Raw genomic sequence first — 25,188 nt, forward strand, 5'->3', positions numbered from 1 at the left:
CCCCATTGTAACGTATTGCCTTTGAAAAAGCACCCCATATTCCACCGTCCGTCGTTGCCCGCGAACGGCCGCAACCGCTTGCGGCCCGCTCTTTCTTCTTTTCGTGCTTCAGCCGTCTTCCGCAGCCATTTTGGGATCGTTTCGTTTTGGGCTATAATACTAGCAAAGACGCTTCATGAGCAGGAACAGAATGGAGAATTGATATGAAGTACGATGTTATCGTCATCGGCGGCGGACCTTCCGGGTTGATGGCCTGTATTGCAGCCAGCAGGCAGGGCGCCCGCGTCGTGCTGGTCGATAAGGGAGACAAGCTCGGACGAAAGCTTGGCATCTCCGGCGGAGGCCGGTGCAACGTTACGAACGCAAAGGAAATCGACGAGATTATTAAGCATATTCCGGGCAACGGACGGTTTTTACACAGTGCGTTCGCCCATTTCGGCAATCGCGAAATCATCGCTTTTTTTGAAAATCTCGGCATCCGGCTAAAGGAAGAGGACAACGGGCGAATGTTTCCCGTGACGGACAAAGCCAAGACCGTCGTCGACGCGCTCGTCGGCCAAGTTCGCAAGCAAGGCGTGGACATTCGGGTAAACCGCGCGGTGGAGCGGGTGCTGTATCAAGACGGACGCACCGCAGGTATTCGCCTTCAGACGGGCGAGACGATCGCCGGCAAATGCGTCGTCATCGCGAGCGGAGGCAAGTCGGTGCCTCATACCGGTTCGACCGGCGACGGCTACGCTTGGGCCGAGGACGCAGGGCACACGATCACGCCGCTGTTTCCAACGGAAGTTCCGCTGACCTCCGGCGAGCCTTTTATCAAGAGCCGGGAGCTTCAGGGCTTGTCGCTGCGGAACGTGGAGCTTACGGTCTGGAACGCCAAGGGGAAGAAAATCATTTCCCATCAAGGGGACATGCTGTTTACCCATTTCGGCTTATCCGGTCCGATCGCGCTGCGGTGTAGTCAATTCGTCGTGAAGGAGCGGCAAAAAACGGCGGAGAAGCAGGTGCTGACCACCATTGATCTGCATCCGGACAAAAGCGTGCAGGAGATCTATGACGAGACGATGGCTTTGGCTAAAAGCGAGCCGAAAAAAGCGGTCAAAAACGTGCTGAAGGGGTACGTCTCCGAACGCCTCGTCCCGCTTCTGCTCCGGCAAGCCGGACTGGACGAGCAGACGACGTACGATAATATCCCGAAGCAGCCGTGGATGGAATTAAGCAAGGGAATCAAGGCGTTTCCCGTACAGGTAAACGGGACGCTGTCGATTGAGGAAGCCTTCGTCACCGGCGGCGGAGTGAATTTGAAGGAGATTGATCCGCGGACGATGGGGTCGAAGCTCGCAGAGGGGCTATTCTTTTGCGGCGAGATTCTAGACATCCACGGGTATACCGGAGGCTACAACATCACGGCAGCCTTCGCCACAGGCTATACGGCAGGGACGTTCGCCGCACAGGCCGCGCAAGACAATCTTGATGCGTAGACGTCTCTTTTTCCCGGGACATAAAAAGAGGGTGGCTCTCAGGCCATCCTCTTTCGTTTTATGATGAGCGGTTTGTCGACGGGTTACAAATCGGTCAGTGCCTGAACCACCAAGTAAGGCACCATCCCTATAGCGATGAGACCGAACAGAAATCCTTTTGCGATGGACTTTAAAGCATGTTTCATGATGCTTTCCTCCCTACTCTCTTTTTATCTGTGTCTAATCTGTGACTTGCTTTCATTGTAATTTTCATTTGTTACGATTTTATGACGTTAACCTGAAACCAAGGTAAAATCAAACAAAAAACGGGACCCCTTTCAATGGAAAGGAACTCCCGTTTCTATTTGACGTAAGGCTCGATATGAACGTGCACGTTCCCGATCTGATGCTCCTCCAGCATACGCTTCTCGATCTCATCGCTAATTTCGTGGCTCTCACCGACGGACAGCTCGGCGCTGACCTCCACGACGACATCCAGCAGTACGCTGCTGCCGTGTACCCGGGCCCGAATGTCCTTGATCCGCTCTACGCCGGGCGTTTCGTACACCGTCTGCCTGAACACCTTCAGCTTCTTATCATCGTCGAATCCGTCGGTCAGCGCATGGGCGGCATCGATGAATACGTCCCATGCCGTCTTGCAAATGACCAAGCCGACAGCGAGCGCCGCGGCCGCATCCAGGATCGGATAGCCGAAGCTCGACCCGATAATGCCTACCGCCGCGCCGACGCTCACAAGCGCATCCGACCGGTTATCGTAGGCAGCCGCTGCCAACGACTGGCTGTTTAAGCGTTTCGCCAAACGGCTGTTATACCTATATACCCCCCACATGACGACCGCGCACCCGAGCGCAATCCATGCGGCCAGCAAATCCGGGGCCTGACGATCTGTGACGAAAAAGCTCTTGCACGCCTGCAGCACGACTTGAATCCCAGCGGCAGCCATAATGAACGAAGCAACGAGCGAAGCGATCGTCTCGGCTCGCCTATGTCCGTAAGGGTGGTCCCGATCCGGCGGCTTGCGCGAGATGCGCAGGCCGATCAATACGGCGAGCGATACGATAATATCGGTCGAGTTATTGATTCCGTCGGCGGTAAGCGCCTCGGAGCCCGTCACATACCCCATGCCGATCTTAAAAACGGAGAGCAGGACATACGCGATGATGCTGACCCAAGCGCCCTTTTCGCCTTCTTTTAACGGATCATCCGTTTCCACGGCGGTTCCCCTCCATTACTCTTGCCAAGATCACCTTGATAAAGTCAGGCTCATCATATCAGACGAAAACCGTGTGGGTCTAGAGAAACAGTGTTTTACCCGCCAATAAAAATAGGTCCCGTGCAACTTTGTTTTACCTGTCAAAGGATGTGAGAAACAGCCAACAAATAGGGGCCGGGACAAAAAAGAAACAGCGGCCCGCGTCTCGCCGGTAACCGCTGTCTGGACGCGGCGTCAGCCCGCCGCTTGCCGCTTAGAAACGCAAGCCGGCATCGAAGCCGTTGTAGTCGTCGCCCGACGGATCGAACGGTACGTCTTCGTCATTATATGCGCCGCTGGAGCGGTTGACATAATCCGAAGCGGACACGGCCGGCTCGCTTTCGGTCCAATCCTCGTTCACGAAATGCGCCGGAATCGGGATCAGACTGTCTTGGTCGTAAGCCATGGCAAAAGCGGCAGTCTCGCTCAGAGAGCCTTCCTCTTCGATTAAGCGGCCGCCATAGGCCTGAACGATTTCGAGCGCGGATGTCAGGTCGTGCCGGTCTACAATGACATGCAGGGTCGGGCGTTTCAGGTTCGTATGCGGACTCACGCGGTACCCAAGCTCCTCCAGCATATCCTGGGCCAAAGCGGCCGCATTCTGGGAATCGAATTGAAACAAAATCGGTGTGCTGCTCATAAGGTTCCTCCGCTTGTCGGTAATAGGTTTACGTTTGGCTCTAGTTTGCCCCAATGAAGGATGCTTATTCCAAGCGCAGCACATACTGCTTCGCCGGCAGGCATAGGATGATAGCGAACCGCTGCCTTATCCGGCTTCGCCAAATTTTGATCCGAAAGAGGTGTTCACCATGAACAACGGACCGCCCGAAAGCCCCGAGCCGGAGGACATTCGTTCAAACCAATGGATTGCCGCCGCAGCGTATTTGTTATTTTTCGTGCCGCTGCTTGCCGCTCCGAAGTCGAGATTTGCCATGTTCCATGCCAATCAAGGGCTAGTGCTCCTTTTGACCTCGATCGCCGCCAATCTGGTACTCGGGCTGCTGCCGCTGATCGGGCTGCTGCTCGTGCCGCTGGCTAATCTCGGTCTGCTCGTCCTATTTATCATGGGCATTCTGAACACCGTGAACGGGTGGATGAAGCCGCTGCCGCTCATCGGCGGCCTGATCTTGATCAAGACCCCTTAGACGGCGGTTGCAGCGGCCGTAAGGGTACGCCAAAAAGACGTTCCCGTATCCTTCCTTTCGAGAAAGGCGGCGGAACGTCTTTTTTTCGTTATAATCGCAGCGGCCTGCTTAGCGCATCACTTCTTGCAGTGGGCGACGTTCGACGGTCAGCAGCTTTCCCTCGCGAAAAAAGCAGCGGTGCTCCGCACAAGGCTCACCTGCCAGCATCGCCGGAAGAAAATGCCGGACATGCTGCACTACGCCGGTGTTTTCCGGATCGATCACCCATTCGACCGGCTTCCACGCCAGGATGCCCTCCGCCGTCTCCATCGGCAAAGCCGGGAGCGCATCACCCGGAGCTTCCCCGATAAAGGCGTACATCCCCCCAACATCCCGGCCGTCCACTTCCCACGTCACAGTCCCGCCGAAGCGCACCGCCTCCGCTTCAAGACGGAGCCCGGTCTCCTCTTCGATTTCCCGTATGACGCTTGCAAGCGGCGTTTCTCCCGGCTCCAGCTTGCCGCCGACCCCGTTCCACAGCCCGAGCAGCGGTGTTTTGCCCCGGTTCAGCATAAGCAGACGACCGCCGTTGCGAATAAAAGCGATATTGTATTTCAGCATGTCTCACCCTCCTGCCCCGCAAATTCCGTATGTCTGTCTCCATTATAATGCATGTTTCCACAAAACCCCGGAAAATCCTGCAACTTTTGCTTATTTTCGGCGAATATGAGATTGCCACGGTACGGGGAATTTGTTATCATTGACAAGTGGCGAGCCCACATGTAATATTATTATAAAAACGTACGCTTTACCGCTTAAAAGCTTAAAAGCCACGAAGCGGTCGCCTATTCAGGAGAGGAGTCAATAGTTATGGTTAGGGAAAACCACAATATTTTGGACTGCACCATCCGCGACGGCGGTTTGGTCAACAACTGGGATTTTAGCGTCGAGTTTGTCAAGGACATGTATTACGGTCTGAGCGAAGCCGGCGTCGAATATATGGAGATCGGCTATAAAAACTCGGCTAAGCTGCTGAAAGGCGCTGAAGCGGGTCCTTGGCGCTTTTTGAATGAGGATTTCCTGAAGGAAGTCATCCCGCAAAAAACCGACACCAAGCTGTCTGCGCTGGTCGATATCGGACGTGTTGACGAGAAGGACATTCTCCCCCGGGAAAACAGTCTGCTCGACCTGATCCGCGTTGCGACCTACATCAAAGATGTGGATAAAGCGCTCGATCTGGTGCAAAAATTCCACGACTACGGCTATGAAACGACGATCAACATTATGGCGCTTTCCCATGTGATGGAAAACGATCTGAACGAAGCGTTCGAAGAAATCGCCAAAAGTCCGGTCGATGTCGTGTACATCGTCGATTCGTACGGCAGCATGGACTACCGGGACGTCGAATATCTCGTCTCCAAATTCCAGCGTCTTCTGCCAAATAAGAAGCTCGGTCTGCATATGCACAATAACATGCAGCTCGCTTTCTCCAATACGATCATGGGCGCCACCAAAGGCGTCGAGTTCCTTGACACCTCCGTATACGGCATGGGACGAGCTGCCGGCAACTGCCCGACGGAGCTGATCGTCAGCCATTTGAAAAATCCGAAGTACGACGTTCGTCCGATCCTCGGCATCATTGAAAAGCATATGATCACCATGCGCGAGAAGTGGGAGTGGGGCTACATCATTCCATACATGATCGCCGGCGTATTGAACGATCATCCGCGTTCGGCTATGGCGGTTCGCACTAGCGACAAAAAGGACAAGTTCGTGGAATTCTACGACAAAATGACTTCCCCCGAAGCGATGCCGGCTGGCGAGTAATCCGGCTGCCGCTTGCGGTTCACGCAGCAAAAACCCGGTTTCCCTTGGAGGGAGCCGGGTTTCTTGTCTATTCGCACGTCATTCTGATAAGCTTAACCTTGTACGGAAAGGGGAAATACGCGACTATGAAAACTTTTGAAGCCCGGGTCCAGGCCGTGATGGCCGCCCGCGATCCGCATACATTCGTCACCGCACGGGAAGGCTCCGTCACCGTGGATCTTGCCGGCATTCCCGGCGACCGGCATTACGGACTGACGCGTCCTGCCGACAGCCGGCAGCGGTTTTATCCGCGCGGCACCGACATTGCTAACCGAAGACAGATCAGTATCGTCTCCGTCGAGGAATTGGCCCAGATCGCCGAGCGGCTAGGGCTGCCCGAAGTGCTCCCGGAGTGGCTCGGCGCCAATCTGCTCCTGGAGGGGTATCCCTCCCTCACGCTGCTGCCACAGGGTGCACGCCTGCTGTTCCCCGCCGGAACGGGCTTGATCGGCGAAGGCGAGAACCTCCCCTGCCCAGGGCCGGGTGAAGCGATCGCCGAAGCGACAGGCCATGCTGCGGCAGCTACCCGCTTCACAGCCGCCGCGAAGAAGCGGCGCGGCATCGTCTGCTCTGTCGAGCGCATCGGTACCATCGCGGAAGGCGATACCGTGCGGATTATGATCGAGTAACCGGGGCAGGACCCGGTCGATTTCACATTTTACAAGCGAAGCGAGGTGCGGAAGATGCTTCCGACCGTTACGTTCAAAGCCCCCAAGCAGCTGCTCAATGCAGCCACCGGTTACTTGACGGGCTATACGCATACGCTCAATCCTTATTCCGGGTGCGCCTTCGCCTGCGCCTACTGCTACGTACGCGAAATGCCGGTGGCGAAGTTTCGTCCGGAGCCTTGGGGAAGCTGGGTCGATGTAAAATCATCGGCTGCGGAGCTGCTCGCCAAAGAACTCGTCCGGGCGAAACGCAAGAGCCCCGTTTCCATCTTTATGTCTTCCAGCACAGACCCGTACCAGCCGGTCGAATACCGGACCGGACTGACCCGTTCGCTGCTCGAAACGATGGCGGAAGGAGACGCGCCCGACTTCGTGCTGCTGCAAACGCGCAGCCCGCTCGTCACCCGGGATATCGATCTGCTTCAGCGGCTTGGAACGCGCGTGCGCGTCAGCCTCACGGTCGAGACCGACCTGGAGCCGGTCCGCAAGGCGTTCTCGCCCGCCGCGCCGCCGATCCCCGCCCGGCTGCGGGCGCTGTGCAAGCTCGTCGAAGCGGGCGTTCCCGCGCAAGCGGCCGTTTCGCCCGTGCTGCCAAGCAGCGACGGCTTCGCTCAGGCGCTGCGGGATACCGGCGTGACGCGGCTCGTCGTCGACGACTTCTTCATGGGCGACGGCAGTCTCGGACGGCGCACGGAGCGCCTCGGCATCCGCCGCATCTACGAGTCGCTCGGGCTGGAGGCTTGGTATGACCGTGACGCTTACCGGCAAGTACTGGAGCAGTTGAAGCGGCATTTTTCGGAAGAGCGGATTTTGGTCAGTCAGGCGGGCTTTTTGCCGTAAGAAGCAGGAGTCCGTTTATAGAAAAATAAGGAGGCATCGATAACCCGATGCCTCCCTTTTATGATACGTGCTATAATCTCCGCTGCTCGGTTGCTGGGCGAATGCTCTCCATTAAGCGGAGCAAGCTGTCCATGCACTCGCGTGACGCCTCTTCTCCGCCTTCCGAGAAGGCGCTGCCGGAAGGACGCTTGAGCTGCTCCTCCGTAAGCTGCGAGCGCAAGCGGTAATGCGTCTCGACGACCAGGTAGCCGTCGTAGCCGTCCGCCAGCAAACGCAGCAGCAGCGCCCGGTAATCCACTTCGCCCTCCCCGATTGCGACACCTTGCACGCCATCCGCCGTCCGTACCGCATCCTTCAAATGAATATGACAGATCTGCCCGCGCAAATGCTCGTAGCCGTCCGGATAAGGCACTTCGCCGTCCGGGTCCCATAAGTCGTTGCCCGGGTCGTACAGCGCCCGAAGGTGCGGGGAGGCCACCGCATCCAGCAGCTGCCGCACTTTGGCGCCGTTCGTCGCATAGACGGCGGGGTCGAATTCGAGCGCGTAGACAAGCCCTGCCGCTTCCATCATCCCGGCGATTCCTCGCAGCCGCTCCGCGATACGCGGGAGCGCTTCATCGAACGGGCCTTGCGCCCAGAAGCTGAAGCCCCGGACGTAACGGCAGCCGAAGCGGCGGGCCAGTTCCGCATATCGCTGCAGAATGCCGATATGCTCCTCGATCTGCGCGTCATCGTCCAACTCGCACTTGAATACCGGCGAAGACAAGCCGCATACGGTCAGACCCGCTTCCTGCAGCCTCGTCGCGAGCGCGTCGATTCGCTCGTCCGTCAGCTTGTAAAGCGGCTGATCGTCGACGGAGCGCAGCTCGACGGCTTCCAGCTTATAGTCGCGGCAAAAGCGGATCACCGCCTCGATATCCTGCGACACCTCGTCGGTCAACACAGCCAGCCGAAACGGCCATGTCATGACAGGCTGCCCCCTTCCCGGGCAGCAGCCGGCTGACCGAATGCGGGGGAAGCGCCGAGTGATACCGGTTGTCCCGTGACGCGGCTTTCGTTGGCGGCTTCCATAAAGCGGACGACCTCCAGCGTCTCGCGCAGATCGACCGCCGGACGGCCGCCGGCAAACCAGCCGACGATGCTTTCGAGCAGCAGCGCATAGTACGGCTTGTCGGACGCGTAGACATCGGCATACAGCGTCTTCTTCTCGCGGTGCACCCACGCGCCGAACCTCCGGTTGCCTCGGCGGTTCCCGCGGATCGTGCCGATGCGGCCGTCCGCCCAGGTGCCGACGATGAGATCGTCGTCATCGTTCGTATGCGCCTGTACCCGGATGCAGCCCGTCCCCATGGCGGCAAACAGCATATCGACCGTATGTACGCCATACCAGAACAGCCCCGGCTGGGTCAGCTGCAGGTCCATCGGACCGTAGCAGTCCGCGCCGATGATGGCACCGCCCTCCTCCGAAGCGACCGCCTCCGTCAACGTTTGCGCGAAGCGGACGGCGGAGCAGCTCATCACCTCGACACCGTGCTGCTCGGCAAGGCGCGCGATTTCTTCGGCATCCCGCGAGCTGACCGCTAACGGCTTATCAATAAACACGGGCTTGCCGTAGGGTGCAATGCGGCGAAACTGCTCCAGGTGCACCCGCCCATCTACGGATTCGAGCAGAATTGCGTCGCAGCGTTCCGCGACCGCTTCCGGCGTATCCACGATCTCCACGCGGTGCTTGCTCTGCAGCGTCTCCGTGAAGCCTTCCACCCGGCCGGCGCTCAGCTCGAAATCGGGCGAGCCGCCCGGAAACGCCACCGTTACCCGGGCTCCCGGGACGTGATGCCGATGATTCGGGTCGTTCAGCAGTTCCGTAAAATCGACAGCATGCGACGTATCCAAGCCGATCATGCCGATGCGAAGTACAGAGTTCATTTGCAATTGCCTCCTGTTCTTGGGCTTGCTTGCACATAAAAATCCGAGCCTTGCGCGGTATGGATTAAGGATTGATAATCACGTACGGCTGATGCTCCGTATGCTCTTTCGAGTGAAGCTGCACTAACGAGTTCTTCGTATTGGTGTCCGCCAAGCGGAATGTCGCTATCCCGTCTGTCCGGCTCTGAAGGAACGAGGTGACATCGATGCCATACCAGCCGCTGTGCGCGACCTGCAATGTGCCTATGCTTACCGCCGTACCGCCCGGACGATTGTTCCAATTCACCGTCTCTTCGCTCCAGCCGTCCGCTGTCAGCCCCTGTACCGTAATCGGCACGGCAACAGCCGGGGCCGCATGAACATACACATACAGCTTGGCGGAATGCACAGGCTCCGGGTACGCCCCGAAATTGAATTTCATCAGTCCCAGCCTGTCGCCTCCCCCAGCCGCCCTCGGGGCATCGATGATGTCCAGCAGCTCGGCGGACCCGTAATTTTCGGTCGGAGCGTTCTCAAAGACATACGCGTCGGCAACCGGACGTAACATGTTGCTGCCAACTGCTGCGCGGTTGACCGTTATCGTATAGCTGTCCGTCGTTCCGTCAGGTCCGGCGGTCCGGACCGTGATGCGATTCGCGCCAGGCTGCAAAGCAACCTCTGCGGGAGCACCCGGAGTCACCAGCGCTCCGTTCACGAACACCGCGGCGTTCGCCGCTTCCGGACGGGCCGTCACGGCAAGCCGGTACGTATCGGCAGACACCGTGACGGTATATTGGAGCCGATCCGGCGTAAAGGCTGGCTCCAGCGCGCCTGCGCTGAGGCTTAGACCCTGCAGGCGAACCCGCGGGTACAGCGCCGCCGTATGCGGCACATCGTACGCCTGCGCCCAGTAGTAGCCGGCCGCCGTGATGCGGCGCGGCTCGAACCCAACCTGCGCGGCCTGCGGCAGCGCCTCGGAGACAAGCGTGATGGCGCCGCCGGTCGCAAGGCCGCCCGTATACTTGCCCCCGGCATAGGCGAAGCGGCCGTACACCTCCGCCGTCACAGGCTGCCCCGTCGCCTTGTCGACGACTTGCAGCGCTGCGCTGGCGCTGTTCCCGCTGCGCACGATCTGCAGCTCCGAGACGATCATCGGCTTAAGCGCCGTCGTCCCCGTCGTCGCCTGTGTCTCCGCCGAAGCCGGGCCGATGTTGCCCCGGACATCCATAGCTGCGACTTTATAATAGTACGTCGTATTCGGCAGCAGCCCGGTATCTTTGAAGGATAAGCTTCTTGCAGTGCCGACCGCGGTCGCAGCTTCGGCTGTAAAGCCCGGCTGCGTGCTCCGGTAAACGACGTATTTGTCCACCTCGGTATTATCGAATGCCATCCCGTAAGATAGTTGAACGGTGCTGTAGTCCGTCGCAGTCGCCACAGGATTGCGGGAGACGGCGGTCGGCGGCTCCGTATCGGCCGGCGGCTGCCAAAACACGGCTCCCGGCCCCCAGTGCGACGGCAGGGCGCGCAGCGAATCGTAATGGTGCATCGCGATGCCGCCAAATCCCGGCTTGTTTTCAAACGCCGCATACACTTTATCCAGCTCCGCTTCCATCACCGTCCGGCCTTCCTCGCGGAACGTGATCGTCTCCGGATCGCCGCTATTGGCGATATCGAGCGTCTCGACGCCGACCACGACCGAGTTCGGCTTGCCGATTTTCGCGGCGTAGGCAATTTCGCCTTCTGCGCCTGCAATGATGCCTGCCGTCCCGTCGGCCGTATCACGGTAATCCATGATCGAGATATAATCGGAAATGTCCTGAATATGCTCGGACAGCCATTTCGTTGCACCGTTCCATTCGATATTCTTGGACTCGTTCGACGAGTCGTACCACTTCGGTATGGCCGGACCGATCGGCAGATCGATTCCTGCGGCATTGCGCCGGTCCGCCATCTTTTGCGACAGGTCCAAATATTGCTTCTGAAGCGAAGGATACTGTGCTTTGAAATCCGGCGAGATGTACGGCTCGATGTCGGCGTTCACGCCATCGAAGCGCGCGCCTGCCGGGGAAGCGATGTTGTAGTTGATAATCATCTCCAACTGGCGCAGCGCCAACGGATGATATTCGGTATAGGCGCCCATATACGCCGGCGACGTGCCTCCTGCGATACAAGCGAATACCTGGTATCCCCGGGCATGCGCCCAAGTCAGAAAATCACGGACGGCTTCCCGGTTATCCTCCAGTATGTCGATCCCGCCATAAGAGCCTACCGCGATATAAAATACGGTTACCGGATCGGAGCCGAACGTCGCCGTATCCTTGGCCATCGCGTCGAGCACGGTGCGCGAGCCCGGATTCAGCAGCAGATTGTACGAAGCCGGCTCCCAGATCCATATGGCGCGGTCCTGCTTTTCTACCGTGACCGGCTCGTGCGTCCCTGCGCCCACCTGCGCGTAGGTCGTCATGCTGAAGCCCGTATTGCCGCGGTCGTCTACCGCTTTGGCTTCGATGCTGCTCGTCCGGTTGCCGATGTCTAGCGTTTGCCACGTATATTGGTAATGATCTCCACTCCGTTCCGCCACCTCCCACGGTCCGCCGTTAATGCGGACATCAACGCGCTGCACCGCGTTTGGAGAATCCACGGATATTTGGACCGGCACCTCCCCCATGAGCCCCTGCCCTTCCTTCGGATTGACGATCCGGACAATCGGAGTGGCCCGAGCCGGATTGCTCGCTTGCAGCGTTAGCGTTCGGCTCCAAACCCCGTAGCGTGTATTCACGTCAAGTCCTTTGGCAATGATCCGAACCGGGCCGTTAAACGCCGACGTATCCAGATCGTAATACCAGCTGCCGCTGTCGTCCCCGTCCGGATCTTCCTTGCGTACCTCGGCCTGCCTCTTCCCATCAATCAACAGAACAAGATCGTACACGTCCTGATACGTTCCCGAAATCCGGATCGTCCCCGAGCCGACCGGCGTGCCATCGGCAGGCGAGTCGATGGTGACGGCCGCTGCCGCAAGCGCCCGGGGAACAGTCCCCAGTGCGCCGAAGACGGACCACAGCCCCAAGAGCAGCAGCCAAACCGCAAAATGCAAGCGAATACGACGTTTCCACATCCCGATTACCAGCTCCTATATGTGAAGTGGCCTTCCCGAAACAAAAGAAACGAAAAGCTACAGCTTTACTTCCTGCCTTGTGCGCGCAGATTCATAGATCGCCAAGATCAGGTCGACCGCCTTGCGGCCCTCCTCGCCCGGAATAAGCGGATCGCGGTCTTCTCGAATCGCGCCGATCATGTCGTCCACGAGAATATAGTGGCCGTCGCCGGAAATTGCTCTCGGATCGCTGCTGCCTTCCGCCTCTCCCGCCGCCTGCGGAGCTTCTTCGTCGCTTCCAGCGAATTTCCATACTTTAAACCCGCTGTCAGCAAAGACGATTGACCCCAGCTCGCCATGAATTTCCGCCCGCATCTCCGTACCCGGATAGACGGACGTCGTGCCTTGAATGACACCGAACGCGCCGTTTTTATATTTGACCGTAGCGACCGCCGTATCTTCCACTTCGATATCACGCACCAGCGGAGCGGCGTAGGCGAAAACGGATTCAACGTCGCCCATCAGCGACAGCAGCAGGTCGATGCCGTGCACCCCCTGGTTCATCAGCGCGCCCCCGCCGTCGACCGCCCAAGTGCCCCGCCAATCGGCGCTGCGGTAGTATTCGGGGCTGCGATAATATTTCATGTATACGTCGCCAAGCACCAGCTTGCCGAGCTTTCCTTCGCGGATCGCGCGCCCGACGATCGCAGCCTGCCGCGTCGTCCGCTTCTGGAAGACGGTGCCCAGCTTGACGCCGTACTTGCGGCACGCAGCGATCATCTCATCCATTTTCTCCCGCCGGATTTCGAGCGGCTTCTCGCAGAACACGTGCTTGCCCGCCTGCGCGGCCGCAATCGTCACGTCGCCATGCAGCCCGCTCGGCACGCAGACGCAGATGACGTCAATGTCGTCCTGCTTCAGCATCCGCTCGTAATCGCCGAACACTTGCCCGATGCCATGCTCGGCGGCGAACACCCTGCCGCGGTCGGCGTCCTTCTCGGCGATCGCGACGAGCTCCGCTTCGGGATGCGCGGCAATCGCTTTCGCGTGGTTCACGGCGATAACCCCCGTGCCCACCAGAGCAAATCGAATATTTCGTTTCATCGGATACTCCTCCATCGTTTAATCCGGATTATTTTTTTGGCGCAGCCGCATCGAGCCGCTGGTATGCTTGCTTGTACAGATCGACCAGCTTTTGCGTTCCAAGCCCATTCAGTTCCTGCACATATTTGTCCCACTCGGCCAAATTCCGGGAGCCGGTCACAAATTTGGCGAAGCTTTCCTCGCGGTATTTCTTGACCGCTTCTCCGGTCACCGACAGCGTTTCCAGCTCTTTCTCCGTGAAGGCCGGTCTAGGCTGCATCGCCGGAGGATCGTACTGCCGCGCCTCCTGGTACGCTTTCTGCAAATCGGGGGTAAAAAGCGACAGATGCGAGTCGAAATCGATCCACGTGTACGTGCCGCTTGTGGCAAGCCCCGTCTTCTTGCGCATTTCGGTCAGGTCGGTGAATTCCGGCTTGAACTTCTTTTTGCCGCCGTCCGTCACATACGTCTCGCCTTCCTTCCCCCAACTGGCCAGCGTGCGCCCTTCCTCGCTGTAGAAGAAATCCATGTACTTCATGACGTCCTTCACTTTCTTGGAGGTAGACGATACGGTCAGACCGCCTTCCAGAAAATGCATGTACGGATTGTACTGCTTGCCGCCCGCAATCCCCGCCGGCGGAGCCATAAACTGCAGATTGTACTGCGGGTTCTCCTTGCGCATCGCGTTGTTGAAGAAATCGATCCGGCTGATGTAGTCGATCGTAATAAACGACTTGTTCGTGGACATCATGTCCTGCCACTGCTTCGTCTGCACCGTCAGAAAATCAGGCTGGATCAGGCCTTCCTTGTGGAATTGATGGAACGTTTCGAGCATTTTCATGTAGTTGTCTTCGGTCGGCCCGTATTTCCACGCTTTGGCGTCGAAATCGTAATAGACATCTTCGCCGGTCTGGAAATTGGTCGTGAAGTGCGCCATCATCTCGTCGGGAATTTGCCCGAACCGGAACGACAGCGGGTAGCTGTCCGGATACGCTTCCTTCAGCTTCTTGAGCACCGTAAACAGCTCGTCGTACGTTTTCGGCGGCGTCAAATTGTGCTTTTTGAACACGTCCTCCCGGTACATCCAGATCATCCGGTTCGTTTCCCCGAAGCCTTGGTTCGGGAACATGTACATCTTCCCGTCCGCCGCCACGGCGGCCTTCGCCTCCTCCGGGTATTTCTCCATCCATTTCTTGAGGTTCGGCATGACGTCCAGATGATCCAAAATGTTGATAAGCGCGCCCTGCTGGCCGTATTTGTTCGATTCCTTCTTCCGGTTCGGCATATAGAGCAGGTCGGGCATATTGCCGGAGGCGACGACCAGACTGAGCGAATCACTCAATTTGCCGGAGGGCAGCTGCACCTCCAGGCGGGCGCCCGTCTTCTCTTCGATCATCTTCCAGATCGGCCAGTCCTTGCTGTATGGGAACGTCGCGTTATTGTCCAACAGCGCGGTGAACGTTTTTTTACCAGGCGGCTGTTGGCCCCCTTCGGCGTCCGCCGCCGGCGGTTTGCCCGGTTCCGAGCCGCTGCAGCCGGCGGCCGTGGCCGCAAGAATCGCAGCGAGCGTGAGAAGCGCACTTTTTTTCATGGAAAAGCTTCCTCCCCTTTATGTGCGTATAATGCCAGCCGTGCTATTTGGCCTTTCTTGGCCTTACCATTCGCCGCACGATGGCCGTTACCCTTTTACCGCCCCGATCATCACGCCCTTGACGAAATACTTCTGGATGAACGGATAGATAAGCAGAATCGGCACGGTCGATACCATAATCGTGGCGAATTTAAGCGAATCCTCGACGATCAGGTTATCACCTCCAATGCTGGTGACTTCGCCCGAATTGACCGCCCCCGCAAGAATCAGATTGCGCAGCAGCACCTGCAGCGGGAACAAGTCGGGCTGGCGCAGGTACAGCAGCGGCAAGTAAAAGTTGTTCCACAGCGCCACCGCGTAGAACAAGCCGATGGTCGCGAACACCGCTTTGGACAGCGGCAGCACGATCCGCACGAAGACGCCGATATCGGTCAGACCGTCCATCCGGCCCGATTCCTCAAGCTCCTTCGGCATGCCGCTGAAAAACGTCCGCATGATGATCAGGTTCCACGTGTTGACCGCCCCCGGCAGCACCATCGCCCAGATCGTATCGACGAGCCCGAGCTCGCGGACGATGAGGAAGGTCGGAATCATCCCGCCGCTGAAAAACATCGTGAACACGATCATGAGCGTAAAGCCCCGTTGGAACACCATATCCTTGCGGGACAGCGCATAAGCGCCCATGGACGTGACGACGAGCGATACGGCCGTTCCCAAGGTCACATACAAAATCGTATTGCCGTACGCGCTCCAAATCTGCTTGTCGCGGAAGACGACCTCGTACATGTTGAAATTAAACCCTTTGGGCCAGAGGAACACTTCGTTTTTCATGACGTAAATGTCCTTGCTCAGCGATACGGCCGCCATGTACACGAACGGATACAGCGTGGCCACCGCCACCCCGAGCAGCAGAACGATATTGACCGCGTCGAACCAGCTCCACCTGCGCATGCTTCCCCCTCCTACCATAAGCTGTGCTCGCTGATTTTGCGGCTGATGTAATTCGCCGAACAGATGAAGATCAAGCTGATAACCCCCATGAACAGGTCGATGGCCGAGGCGTAGCTGAAATTGCCTTGAACAAGCCCCACCCGGTATACGTAGGTTCCGATCATGTCCGCCGTCTCGTATACCGCGGGATTATACATGAGAAATACTTTTTCAAAACCGATCTCCAGTACTTTTCCCACGTTCAGAATGAATACGATTACAATCGCCGGCGCGATGCCGGGCAGCGTGACGTGCCACATTTTGCTCCAGCGTCCCGCTCCGTCGATGCCGGCGGCCTCATACAGCCCCGGGTCCACTGAAGTCAGCGCGGCGAGATAGATGATCGTCTCCCACCCGATATGCTGCCAAATTTCCGACAGCACGTAGATCGAGCGGAACATGCCGGGCTCCATCATGAAGTTGATCGGCTCGAAGCCGAGCGCACGTATCCAGTGGTTGATCACGCCGCCTGTCGGCGACAGGAACATAATGACCATGCTGGCTACGATGACGTTCGAGATGAAGTGCGGCAAATAGCTTACGGTTTGCACGAACCGTTTGAACACGGCATTTTTCAGCTCGTGCAGCATGAGGGCGAGAACGATCGGTGCCGGAAATCCGAACACCAGCTTATACAGCCCGAGCAAAAACGTATTGCGCAGCAGCTTGAAAAAATCGGGGTTGCTCAAAAACATCTCGTAATATTTGAAGCCGACCCATTCGCTCGCCCAAATGCCTTTGAACACGTTATAATTTTGAAACGTAATAATCAGCCCGAACATCGGAGCGTAGCGGAACACCAGAAAATAAATCAAGCACGGTAAAAACAGCAGCCACAAATATTTGGTCCGGTGCCACGTCCGGATAGCCCGGCTGCTTAATTTTTTATTCGTATACGCTGCCGGCTGCCGGGCCGTCAGCTTCATTCCCGCCGTCTCCTCCATTCCCATACTCATCCCCTCTGTCTCGGTAGTTTGCCGGCTTGCCCTGCCTAAGCTCCGGTGTCAGCGTTAGCATAGCAAAGCGGCCGGCCGCCGCGAAACCCTCCAGATTGCCGGGGGATCGACTTTTGTTCGGAAATGTGACAGGATGCATACGAACCTGAAAAAATGAGTATTGGGATCGGATCAACCGAACCTTTATAATTGAGACATAGTTTCGCAGCACGAAAAGGAGGGCCATCCATGCGCATCGCCTGGCCGGAGAAGTGGAGGACGAATTCCTTGTTTGCCCGGCTGCTTGTGAGCTTTCTTGCTATTATCCTGCTGCTGGCCGCCTTCAACTTCGGGTCGTTTCTTTATCTCAAGGGCAAAATCCACGACGAAATCGTCAAATACAACAGCCTGAATATGAAGCACACGATGGAAAGCTACGAAACGCATTTCAAGCTGACGATCGATATGCTGCTCAGCCTAAACCAGAACAACGAGCTGACCGCCAATCTGAACGTACTCCGCCAGCTGCCGCAAACGGCAGGGTCTGAGAAGACGGTCAACCTGCACGCGGAAATTAAGGCGCTGATGGCCAATCCGCTCATGTTTTATGAGAATATCGTGTTTTATTTCAAAAACGGAGACTTCGTGCTGGAAAAAGAAGGGACAAGCCGCGTGGAGGACATGTTCGGCAAGTTTTACCGCTCGCCCGCCTACCCGCCCGATTATTGGAGGGGACAGTTCGCAGAGCCGTATTTTTACCGCATTCATCCGGCAGCCGTATTTTCGCAGAAATATATGAATCTGGAGCAGGGCCTCGGGCGGCTCATTCCAGTCTCGGTCAAAAACGCGCTGTACCGCGACGTGCTCTTTCTCGTCTTCCTGGACGGCGATAAGATGGCGCGGACGCTCCATTACTCGCTGGACAACCCGTTCTTCATTCTGGACGAGCAGCAGAAGCTGATTTACGCCTCCGATCCGGACGCAGCTGCTGCGGCCAAGCTGCCGCTCTTTACGGAAGACGTGAGCGAGACGAAGCTGGGAGATCATTATTTGTTCCAGCAAAAAGGAAAGCACACCGGGTTCCGCTACGTCACGATGGTGCCGATCGAAAGCATCTCGTCCGAGCTGCTGCGGCTCAATCTGATTCTGATCTCGCTGCTCGCCGTCACGATCGGGATTAGCGTCGTCACGTCGATACTGTTCAGCGTGCGCTTGAACTATCCGGTTCAGCGTCTGCTCCGCACGGTCCATCAATACAACGATCCGGGAGCGTCCGCCGATTTCCGTATCCGTGAATTCGAGCTGATCGGCGAACAGATCGGCAGGATGCGCCGGGATCTGTCGGACAAAAATTCGCTGCTGCGGTATTACGCGTTTACCGACAAGCTGAAGCAGATTCATACGAGGCATCCGGATTTGAACGATATTTCGTTTATTCAAAAGCCGTTTACGCTGATCCTGTTCCAGCTTCGTTTCTTGCCGCGGTTTATGGAGGAGACGAGCCTCGCACGCGAGCGGGCGACCTACTTTATCCGGGAATATATCGAGTCTTATGTAAAGCGCTCTCATCCGGACGCGTTGACGTTCCAGATCGACAAGGATCAAATCTTGACGCTGGCGTTCAGCGAACATGGACAGCCGGTCGCAGACGATTGTCTGGCCGGCTTGAAGGAAGTGTTCGACTACGATAAGGATTGGTGCCATTTTACGATTGCGGTCTGCGGGCCCTCCCTGCCGGCGTCGGAGTTCGCCGCCGCTTACGAACGGGCGCTGATGCTTGCGGGAGAGCGCCAGCCGCTGGAGGAGACGCAGATCATCCGCCAATCGGCGGTTCGCCCGCCGTACCGGCTGACGGCGATGCAGGAGCAGGAGCTGCAGACGAAGGTGCGCTCCGGCAGCTTCGAGCCGCTGCGCCAGTGGATTCTGCAGCAGCTTGAGGCGCTGCGCGGGCGTGAAGCGACGGTCCCGGAGCTGCGGCGGTTTCTGCAGCAGACCGCGGGGCTGGCGTTGAAGGCCGTCGAAGCGGCGGGGCTACCGCTACAGGCGATGCCCGCCGAGCGGGAGCTGTTCGCGGACATCGAGCAGTGCTTCACGTACGCGGAGGCGCAGTCGCTGCTGGAACGCCTGCTCGGCCAGGCGACCGAGGCGATCGCCGCCTCCAGCGAACACAAAGATCCGGTGATCGAGTTCGTGAAGCGATATACGGAGGAGCATTTGAGCGAGGACGTCTCGCTCGATTTGATCGCCGACAAGCTGAATCTTTCCCGGGGATATGTATCGACATATTTCAAGGAGAAGACCGGCATGAATTTCAGCGATTACCTGCACCATGTGCGCATCCGTCACGCGCAAGAGCTGCTGCTCGATCTTGAGCTCAAAATTCAGGATATCGCGCTGCGGCTCGGCTACCAGAACGTCAATTCGTTCATCCGCATGTTCAAGCGCTACTCCGGCATGACGCCGGGAGAGTACCGCAAGAAGCAGAGCGGAGCGTAAGCCGTGAGGACGTAAGCAGGCTGCAATCGGGCGAACGCAGCGAACAAGCAGTAAAAAAAGCGAGTCCCCCGTATAGAGGAACTCGCTTCTTTGGCTATGCTCGACGAGCTGTCTACCCGTTCGCGCCTGTCCGTTCTTACCGGAAATCCGGCGGAATCCGACGGGCGGTGCCGGTCAAGATCGCCGCTTCGATAATCGCGTGGCGAACTTTCTTCACGACATGCTCGTTGAAAATACTCGGGATAATGTACTGCTCGTTCAGCTCCGCATCCGTAACAACGGAAGCGATGGCGCGTGCCGCGGCAAGCTTCATCGGCTCGTTGATATTGCGGGCGCGGCAATCAAGCGCCCCGCGGAAAATGCCCGGGAATACCAGGACGTTGTTAATTTGGTTCGGATAGTCGCTTCGGCCGGTGGCAAATACGCGCACATGCGGCAGCGCTTCTTCCGGAGCGATCTCCGGCGTCGGATTCGCCATCGCGAAGACGATGCTGTCCGGCGCCATGGCTTGGACATCTTGTCCGTTCAAGAGGCCGCCGCGGGATACGCCGATGAAGACGTCCGCGCCGCGGATCACTTCTTTCAGTGTGCCGGGCTCGGCTTCCACCTGCGGTTGCTCGGCCAGCCACTGCCACATCGGATACTCGTAGGTGCCGCCGCGGACAATCGCGCCCTCGCGGTCGACCGGCACCAGCTTCGTAACGCCTGCGGCCAGCAGCATTTTGCAGATGGACACGCCAGCGGCGCCGATGCCGTTCACGACGACGCGCACGTTCTCAATCCGCTTGCCGACAACTTTAAGCGCATTCAGCAGTCCTGCGATAACGACGACGGCCGTGCCGTGCTGATCGTCATGGAATACCGGGATGTCGAGCTCTTCGTTAAGCCGGCTCTCGATCTCGAAGCAGCGCGGCGAGCTGATGTCTTCCAAGTTAATACCGCCGAAAATCGGGCTGATCGCCTTGATCGTGCGGATAATTTCTTCCGTGTCCTTCGTATCGAGACAGATCGGGAAAGCGTCGACGCCTGCGAGCTGCTTGAACAGCATCGCTTTCCCTTCCATTACCGGCGCGGCCGCATGCGGACCGATATCGCCCAGACCGAGCACGGCGGTACCGTCGGTGATGACCGCTACGGTATTCCGTTTGATCGTCAGCGAGTACGCCTTTCTCGGATTTTCGTGAATCGCCGTACATACCCGCGCAACCCCCGGCGTATAGACCCGGGACAAGTCGTCGCGGTTTTTGATCGGAAGGTTCGGCTGAACGGACACTTTGCCGCCCAAATGCACAAGGAACGTGCGGTCGGAGACGTTGATCAACTTGATGCCTTCATGCTGCTTCAGCGCTTCCACCACTTGCGATTCCGCGGATTCTGCCACATCCACGGTGATGTCCCGGATTGACGAATCCTTACCCGGCCGAATCACGTCGATCGAAGTGATATCTCCTCCGGATTTGCTGATTGCGGCGGCTACATCCCCGAACGTGACCTTCTCGTGGTCTAATTCCACACGCAAGATAATACTCGTCTGTGCCATGCTGTTATCCTTCCTTTTATATAAAATGATGTATCGAACCTAGTAATATGACCTGCAATAATCACATGTTATCACGACATTTATTTTTCGCGCAAATGAAAAACTCTATAATCCCCTATTAAATTCTTTTTTCACCCATCCTTCTTTGCTTTCCCGATGGCTTGCTCCAGCATCTCCTTATTCATCGGCCCGGGATGCTTCTCCCGGATCGTTCCTTGCGCGTCGATGACGAACGTAGCCGGATAAGCGTTCACACGATACGCCTTGCCGACTTCGCCTTGACGGTCCAGCACGATCGGGAACGTGAGCCCCCATTCCTTGACCCATGCGCGCACGACCGGCTCGCTGACCTCCGTCGACGTCGCGTTGACGCCGAGAATCGTCACGCCATTGCTCTCCTGCTCCGTATGCACCTGCTGCATATGCGGCATTTCCGCCTGGCACGGCGGACACCATGTCGCCCAGAAATTAAGCACGACCGTCCGCCCCCGGTAATCGGACAGCTTGACCGTCCGGCCGTCAAGCAATGGCAGCTCGAAGTCCGGCGCCTGCTGTCCGATTTTGAGACCGATGTTCGCCCCCGCTTCAACCGTGCCCGTCGAAGGCTTATCCCACACATTGGCGGCCAGCGATGCGATCAACGCATACCCGACGACGAAGACGACCGTCCGTTGAAGAAGGGGCTGCCACTCCCTCTTCGCTTTGGACACGAGCCAGAAGGCCGTTAAGCCTGCCGCGAGCAGCGCGTTGAGTCCCCAAGTGATGCGGCTCTCCTCTTCCGTAACAAAAATCAGCGCCGCGTAGACGGCATACCCCCCAATAACCGAGACAAGCACCGAATCCATATAAACGGCTGCATTCAATTTTGCCTTTTTGGCTCGAAACCATACATATATACCGGACAGCAGCGTCGCCAGCCAGACGCCTTTGTCGCCGCCGCTGAAATAAAGCAGCGACATCGGGCTTGCCAGCACGCTCCCCGGATCGAAGACAAGGATACTCAGCTTCCAGCTGATTACCCACATAAGAAGCGCGTTCGAGACGATCGCGCCAAACGTTCCTCCGATGGAAGAACCTTTTAACCGCAGCCTCGAAATGACATAACCCGCCGCAACTGCCGCAATGACGACCAGCATGCTTTTTTGCAGGATGAAAGGCCCCCATGTCCACGTTTCCATTGTTTGCTCACCGTTCTCTCGTCAAATGTCCTGCTTTCATTGTGGGGCGGCGACCGGACGTTGTCAAATGGTGTCCCAGCTTGTGGAACCGGGCGATTTCCGCCATAGATTCCCAGGCTTGTACATATAACAACTAGAACTGCAGGAGGGATTTCCACTTGAAAAAGCAACTTACCGCACTGTTACTCGCCACTACCGTCACGTTCAGCGTCGGAGCTTTGACAGCCGAACAAGCCCTTGCCGCGTCGAATGCCACCATTGTCAGCGGCGTGAATTTCCGCAAGGCGCCGAATACGGATTCAGCCACCTACGGCCTTCTAAAAACAGGTGCAAAAGTAGACATTCTTGATAAGGTTAATAATTATTGGTATAAAGTTCGCGACGATCAAGGCAGAGTCGGCTATATCTCCACAAGCAGCAAATACGTCCGCACCGACGGTTCCGGCGGCAGCACGCCCAACGGAGGCGGATCGTCCAATAGCGGAGGCTCGTCCAATGGCGGCAGCACGTCCAAGCCGAGTACGGGCAATAACAGTGAGATCGTTAACAAGGTTATTGCCGCAGGCAAAAAATATATGGGCACTCCCTACGAATTCGGCTCCAGCCGTTCGAACACCAGCACGTTCGATTGCTCCGACTTCACCCGCCAGGCGTTCAAGGAAGGCGCAGGGATTACGCTGCCTAGCGACTCGCGCGGACAAGCCGCTTACGTCAAGTCTCTCGGCGGCACGACAACGGATTGGCACAAGCTGAAGCCGGGAGATCTGATGTTCTTCATGGATTATAAAGGAACGAAAGCGTCGGCCTACCCGTCAGACAAATCGAATCAGCGCATCTCGCATGTGGGCATTTACCTCGGAGACGGTAAAATACTGCATACGTTTTCGAAAGCATCGGGCGGCGTACGCATCGACTCGATTGCGGGCAAGCACTGGGAATACCGCTTCGCCTTCGGCGGAAGCCCACTGAAATAAGCGTTTATGTAAAGCTCCGGTCCTCCTTATCAAGGGTGGCCGGAGCTTTTTTATGCCGAGCGACTCGCGGAACGTTTGGTTCTAATGCCGGTCCGCAATCGGCAGAACGCCGCGCCCATACAAATGGACTTTCCTCTACCGCATACATAGTGCCTGCTCAGAAATTAGAGGAAGTGTAATGCGCTATCATCCCCATTTTTCCTGCACGCGCAAAAATAGATAACCCATGGTGCGCTAATGCCTCCATTCCAGGGGACGCGAACATTTTTCGACACGCTTAGATGATCTCAGTTCCTCTATGTTCCGAAAATCACACCAACATTCCGCTTAGCGCATTGTGGTTCCTTTATTTTCTCAAGCTTGTGGTCCAGTCGAGGCTTGCCTGTTCCGAGTCTGATACAAGCCACGTCCGAGCTCATGCGTGGTTGGAACCGGATGTCATGTCCGGGTTCGCGTCAGATGCTACGTCCAGATCCTCCACCCGTTCCCTCAGCTTCTCGTAGACAAGACCCAGATAGTCACGCCTGGATCTGCACCTCTCTGCGCCGATGCCACGTCCGGGTTCGCCCCGCTCTCCCTCGGCCCTGCTGTGAGATTCGCCTCCCCTTTTCCTCCCGCAAAGGGAGATGAAGCTTGCGGGCAGCATCCCAAAAAGCCGCCCCCGCCGCAGATTGCCTGCGCCAGAGACGGCCCCACCTCACGCTTATTTCTTCGCTCTCCACGCGTCAAGCTGCTTCTGCGCCTCGTCCATCACCTTGTTGATGCCTGCGGCTTTCAGCTTGTCGATCGCTTTGGGCAGCACCTCCGACGGCTCGACGGAGCCGGTCTCCAGCGCCTTCTTGAACTCTTCCGACACGCTCTTGACGGCGGCAAGCTCGTTCTCCACCTTCGAGGAGTCGAACTGGAAGCCGAGCAGCGGCGCGTTCTTGGCCGATTTGTTGAACTTGTCGTACTGCTCCCACTTGTCGGCCGGGTCTTTGGGGAATCGGTTCAGCAGGAACATGTTGCCGAGCGTAAACGACGGCATGGAATAACCGGAATCGGGGGTCAGCTCGATGACGCCTTCGGAAACTTTTTTATAGTGCGTACCTTCGAGGCCGTAGTTTACCAAATTCCGCAAATGCGCGTCGGAGTTCAGCAGGTTCAAAAACTCCATCGCTTTCTCAGGATGCTTGGAATTCGCCGAGATTGCCATCATGGAGCCGGTCACCGACCAGTTGAACACGATCGGCTCGTGAATCGGCTTCGAGACGATCTCGTATTTAAAGCCTTCCGACCATAAATTGTCTGCGAACGGGACCGTATGCGCTTTGTCGACGAGCCATTTGCCGGTTTTCTCGTGATCGTTGCCTGTTTTGGTCGCGACGTCGGGCGGCAAATAGCCCGCCTTGTAGTATTTGCGCATCGTTTCGCTCATTTGACGGTACTCGGGCGTCTCGAATATGTTGACGATCTTGTAATCCTGCGTATCGAGCCGTACTCCGAACGGGATGCCCTGTACGACGGAATCGAACGGAACGAACGGGTCAACGTTGCTTGGAATCGGGTACACGCCCGGTTCGTTTTCCTTCATCGTCTTGAGCAGCGGCTCCAAACTTTCCAGCGAACTGACGTTCGATAGGTCCATTTTGTATTTGTCGATGTACTGCTTATTGAACCGCCATACCGCCTGCGCCGGCAGCTCCTTGTTCGTCGGCACCCCGTAGTTGTGTCCGTTCACCTTGGAGCCTTCGAGGAACGAAGGGTGTACGGCCTTCTTGATGCCCTGCCCGTATTTGTCCAGCAGGCCGTCCATCTCGTAAAATGCCCCTTTGCGGGCATTCTGCACGTAGTCGAAGGCCCACGAGCTCGTAAACGCGATGTCGTAAGGCTCGCCGGATACGGAGATGACCTGCATCTTCTGGGAGTAGTCGCCCCAATCGATCATCTTCATTTTCACGGTGGCGTTGATCTTCTCTTTCGTATACTTGCTGACGGCCTCCATCACTTTGTCGGCATCCTTTTGCGGTCCGCCGATCGTGTACCAGATCAGCTCGACGGGCTGGCCGTCCGCTTTTCCGGCGCCCGCTCCTTCTTGAGCGGGGCTACCGCCGGAGCAGCCCGTGGCCAGCGCGGACAGCATCAACACCGAGGCGAGCCCGGCGGCGAGTCGTTTCCGTTTGAACATGCAC

General features: G+C 57.3%; 21 protein-coding genes. 8 read left to right on the forward strand and 13 right to left on the reverse strand.

Features of this window, described 5'->3' with window-relative positions:
- Positions 1 to 207 (forward strand): hypothetical protein (locus PEL01S_RS34970; RefSeq protein ID WP_218032559.1); only part of this gene is annotated, 207 nt, incomplete at its 5' end.
- Positions 204 to 1,481, forward strand: coding sequence for a BaiN/RdsA family NAD(P)/FAD-dependent oxidoreductase (locus PEL01S_RS27305; protein WP_127462501.1), 1,278 nt, complete (start codon positions 204 to 206; stop codon positions 1,479 to 1,481). The genes PEL01S_RS34970 and PEL01S_RS27305, both read left to right, overlap by 4 nt.
- A 340-nt stretch (positions 1,482 to 1,821) precedes the next feature.
- Here PEL01S_RS27305 and PEL01S_RS27310 read toward each other — a convergent pair whose 3' ends face one another.
- Together PEL01S_RS27310 and PEL01S_RS27315 are read right to left on the reverse strand one after the other, a co-directional pair.
- The gene (locus tag PEL01S_RS27310) at positions 1,822 to 2,694 is read right to left on the reverse strand and encodes a cation diffusion facilitator family transporter (RefSeq protein ID WP_063182466.1); all 873 of its coding nucleotides are present in this window, start codon (positions 2,692 to 2,694) and stop codon (positions 1,822 to 1,824) included.
- 253 nt (positions 2,695 to 2,947) lie between these two features.
- Positions 2,948 to 3,373 (reverse strand): hypothetical protein, encoded by a 426-nt coding sequence (locus tag PEL01S_RS27315; protein WP_010500561.1) that lies wholly within the window; start codon positions 3,371 to 3,373, stop codon positions 2,948 to 2,950.
- A 169-nt stretch (positions 3,374 to 3,542) separates the two neighbouring features.
- On the opposite strand from PEL01S_RS27315, the gene PEL01S_RS27320 reads away from it, so the two are divergent.
- Positions 3,543 to 3,878: a hypothetical protein gene (locus tag PEL01S_RS27320; protein ID WP_063182468.1), complete on the forward strand. Its 336-nt coding sequence runs from the start codon at positions 3,543 to 3,545 to the stop codon at positions 3,876 to 3,878.
- 108 nt (positions 3,879 to 3,986) lie between these two features.
- Here PEL01S_RS27320 and PEL01S_RS27325 read toward each other — a convergent pair whose 3' ends face one another.
- Positions 3,987 to 4,478 (reverse strand): NUDIX hydrolase, encoded by a 492-nt coding sequence (locus tag PEL01S_RS27325; RefSeq protein WP_063182470.1) that lies wholly within the window; start codon positions 4,476 to 4,478, stop codon positions 3,987 to 3,989.
- Between the two features lie 249 nt (positions 4,479 to 4,727).
- Here PEL01S_RS27325 and PEL01S_RS27330 point away from each other — a divergent pair, with 249 nt between their 5' ends.
- The 3 genes from PEL01S_RS27330 (at position 4,728) to PEL01S_RS27340 (ending at position 7,231) form a co-directional block, all read left to right on the forward strand.
- Positions 4,728 to 5,684 carry an aldolase catalytic domain-containing protein gene (locus tag PEL01S_RS27330; protein ID WP_010500558.1) on the forward strand — a complete coding sequence of 319 codons (957 nt, stop codon included), beginning with the start codon at positions 4,728 to 4,730 and terminating at the stop codon, positions 5,682 to 5,684.
- Positions 5,685 to 5,809: 125 nt separating this feature from the next.
- The gene (locus tag PEL01S_RS27335) at positions 5,810 to 6,352 is read left to right on the forward strand and encodes an MOSC domain-containing protein (RefSeq protein ID WP_063182472.1); all 543 of its coding nucleotides are present in this window, start codon (positions 5,810 to 5,812) and stop codon (positions 6,350 to 6,352) included.
- A gap of 54 nt (positions 6,353 to 6,406) precedes the next feature.
- Positions 6,407 to 7,231, forward strand: a complete 825-nt coding sequence (locus tag PEL01S_RS27340; RefSeq protein ID WP_127462502.1) for an SPL family radical SAM protein — start codon at positions 6,407 to 6,409, stop codon at positions 7,229 to 7,231.
- Between the two features lie 70 nt (positions 7,232 to 7,301).
- Here PEL01S_RS27340 and PEL01S_RS27345 read toward each other — a convergent pair whose 3' ends face one another.
- From PEL01S_RS27345 to PEL01S_RS27375, 7 genes are all read right to left on the reverse strand, one after another.
- The gene (locus PEL01S_RS27345) at positions 7,302 to 8,198 is read right to left on the reverse strand and encodes a sugar phosphate isomerase/epimerase family protein (RefSeq protein ID WP_063182476.1); all 897 of its coding nucleotides are present in this window, start codon (positions 8,196 to 8,198) and stop codon (positions 7,302 to 7,304) included.
- Entirely contained in the window at positions 8,195 to 9,157 is a 963-nt protein-coding gene (locus tag PEL01S_RS27350) for a Gfo/Idh/MocA family protein (RefSeq protein WP_174807018.1), read from the reverse strand. Before PEL01S_RS27350 ends, PEL01S_RS27345 begins: the two co-directional genes overlap by 4 nt.
- Before the next feature lie 64 nt (positions 9,158 to 9,221).
- Positions 9,222 to 12,251 (reverse strand): CBM96 family carbohydrate-binding protein, encoded by a 3,030-nt coding sequence (locus PEL01S_RS27355; RefSeq protein ID WP_063182480.1) that lies wholly within the window; start codon positions 12,249 to 12,251, stop codon positions 9,222 to 9,224.
- A 57-nt stretch (positions 12,252 to 12,308) separates the two neighbouring features.
- Positions 12,309 to 13,334, reverse strand: coding sequence for a Gfo/Idh/MocA family protein (locus tag PEL01S_RS27360; protein WP_063182482.1), 1,026 nt, complete (start codon positions 13,332 to 13,334; stop codon positions 12,309 to 12,311).
- Between the two features lie 28 nt (positions 13,335 to 13,362).
- Complete coding sequence (locus tag PEL01S_RS27365; protein ID WP_063182484.1) at positions 13,363 to 14,904, reverse strand: extracellular solute-binding protein; 1,542 nt, start codon at positions 14,902 to 14,904, stop codon at positions 13,363 to 13,365.
- A gap of 87 nt (positions 14,905 to 14,991) precedes the next feature.
- Positions 14,992 to 15,855 carry a carbohydrate ABC transporter permease gene (locus tag PEL01S_RS27370; RefSeq protein ID WP_127462503.1) on the reverse strand — a complete coding sequence of 288 codons (864 nt, stop codon included), beginning with the start codon at positions 15,853 to 15,855 and terminating at the stop codon, positions 14,992 to 14,994.
- 11 nt (positions 15,856 to 15,866) lie between these two features.
- Positions 15,867 to 16,844 (reverse strand): ABC transporter permease, encoded by a 978-nt coding sequence (locus PEL01S_RS27375; RefSeq protein WP_127462522.1) that lies wholly within the window; start codon positions 16,842 to 16,844, stop codon positions 15,867 to 15,869.
- 234 nt (positions 16,845 to 17,078) lie between these two features.
- Here PEL01S_RS27375 and PEL01S_RS27380 point away from each other — a divergent pair, with 234 nt between their 5' ends.
- Positions 17,079 to 19,325 carry a helix-turn-helix domain-containing protein gene (locus PEL01S_RS27380; RefSeq protein WP_063182493.1) on the forward strand — a complete coding sequence of 749 codons (2,247 nt, stop codon included), beginning with the start codon at positions 17,079 to 17,081 and terminating at the stop codon, positions 19,323 to 19,325.
- Positions 19,326 to 19,461: 136 nt separating this feature from the next.
- On the opposite strand, the gene PEL01S_RS27385 is transcribed toward PEL01S_RS27380, so the two are convergent.
- Entirely contained in the window at positions 19,462 to 20,865 is a 1,404-nt protein-coding gene (locus tag PEL01S_RS27385; protein ID WP_010500555.1) for an NAD-dependent malic enzyme, read from the reverse strand.
- A 131-nt stretch (positions 20,866 to 20,996) separates the two neighbouring features.
- Positions 20,997 to 22,043 (reverse strand): redoxin domain-containing protein, encoded by a 1,047-nt coding sequence (locus tag PEL01S_RS27390; RefSeq protein ID WP_082866978.1) that lies wholly within the window; start codon positions 22,041 to 22,043, stop codon positions 20,997 to 20,999.
- Between the two features lie 158 nt (positions 22,044 to 22,201).
- Here PEL01S_RS27390 and PEL01S_RS27395 point away from each other — a divergent pair, with 158 nt between their 5' ends.
- Positions 22,202 to 23,017, forward strand: coding sequence for a C40 family peptidase (locus tag PEL01S_RS27395; protein WP_127462504.1), 816 nt, complete (start codon positions 22,202 to 22,204; stop codon positions 23,015 to 23,017).
- A gap of 703 nt (positions 23,018 to 23,720) precedes the next feature.
- On the opposite strand, the gene PEL01S_RS27400 is transcribed toward PEL01S_RS27395, so the two are convergent.
- Positions 23,721 to 25,184, reverse strand: a complete 1,464-nt coding sequence (locus PEL01S_RS27400) for an ABC transporter substrate-binding protein (protein ID WP_127462505.1) — start codon at positions 25,182 to 25,184, stop codon at positions 23,721 to 23,723.
- Positions 25,185 to 25,188 lie beyond the last annotated feature (4 nt).

The sequence above is a fragment of the Paenibacillus elgii NBRC 100335 genome, assembly GCF_004000865.1.
Classification (GTDB): Bacteria; Bacillota; Bacilli; order Paenibacillales; family NBRC-103111; genus Paenibacillus_G; species Paenibacillus_G elgii.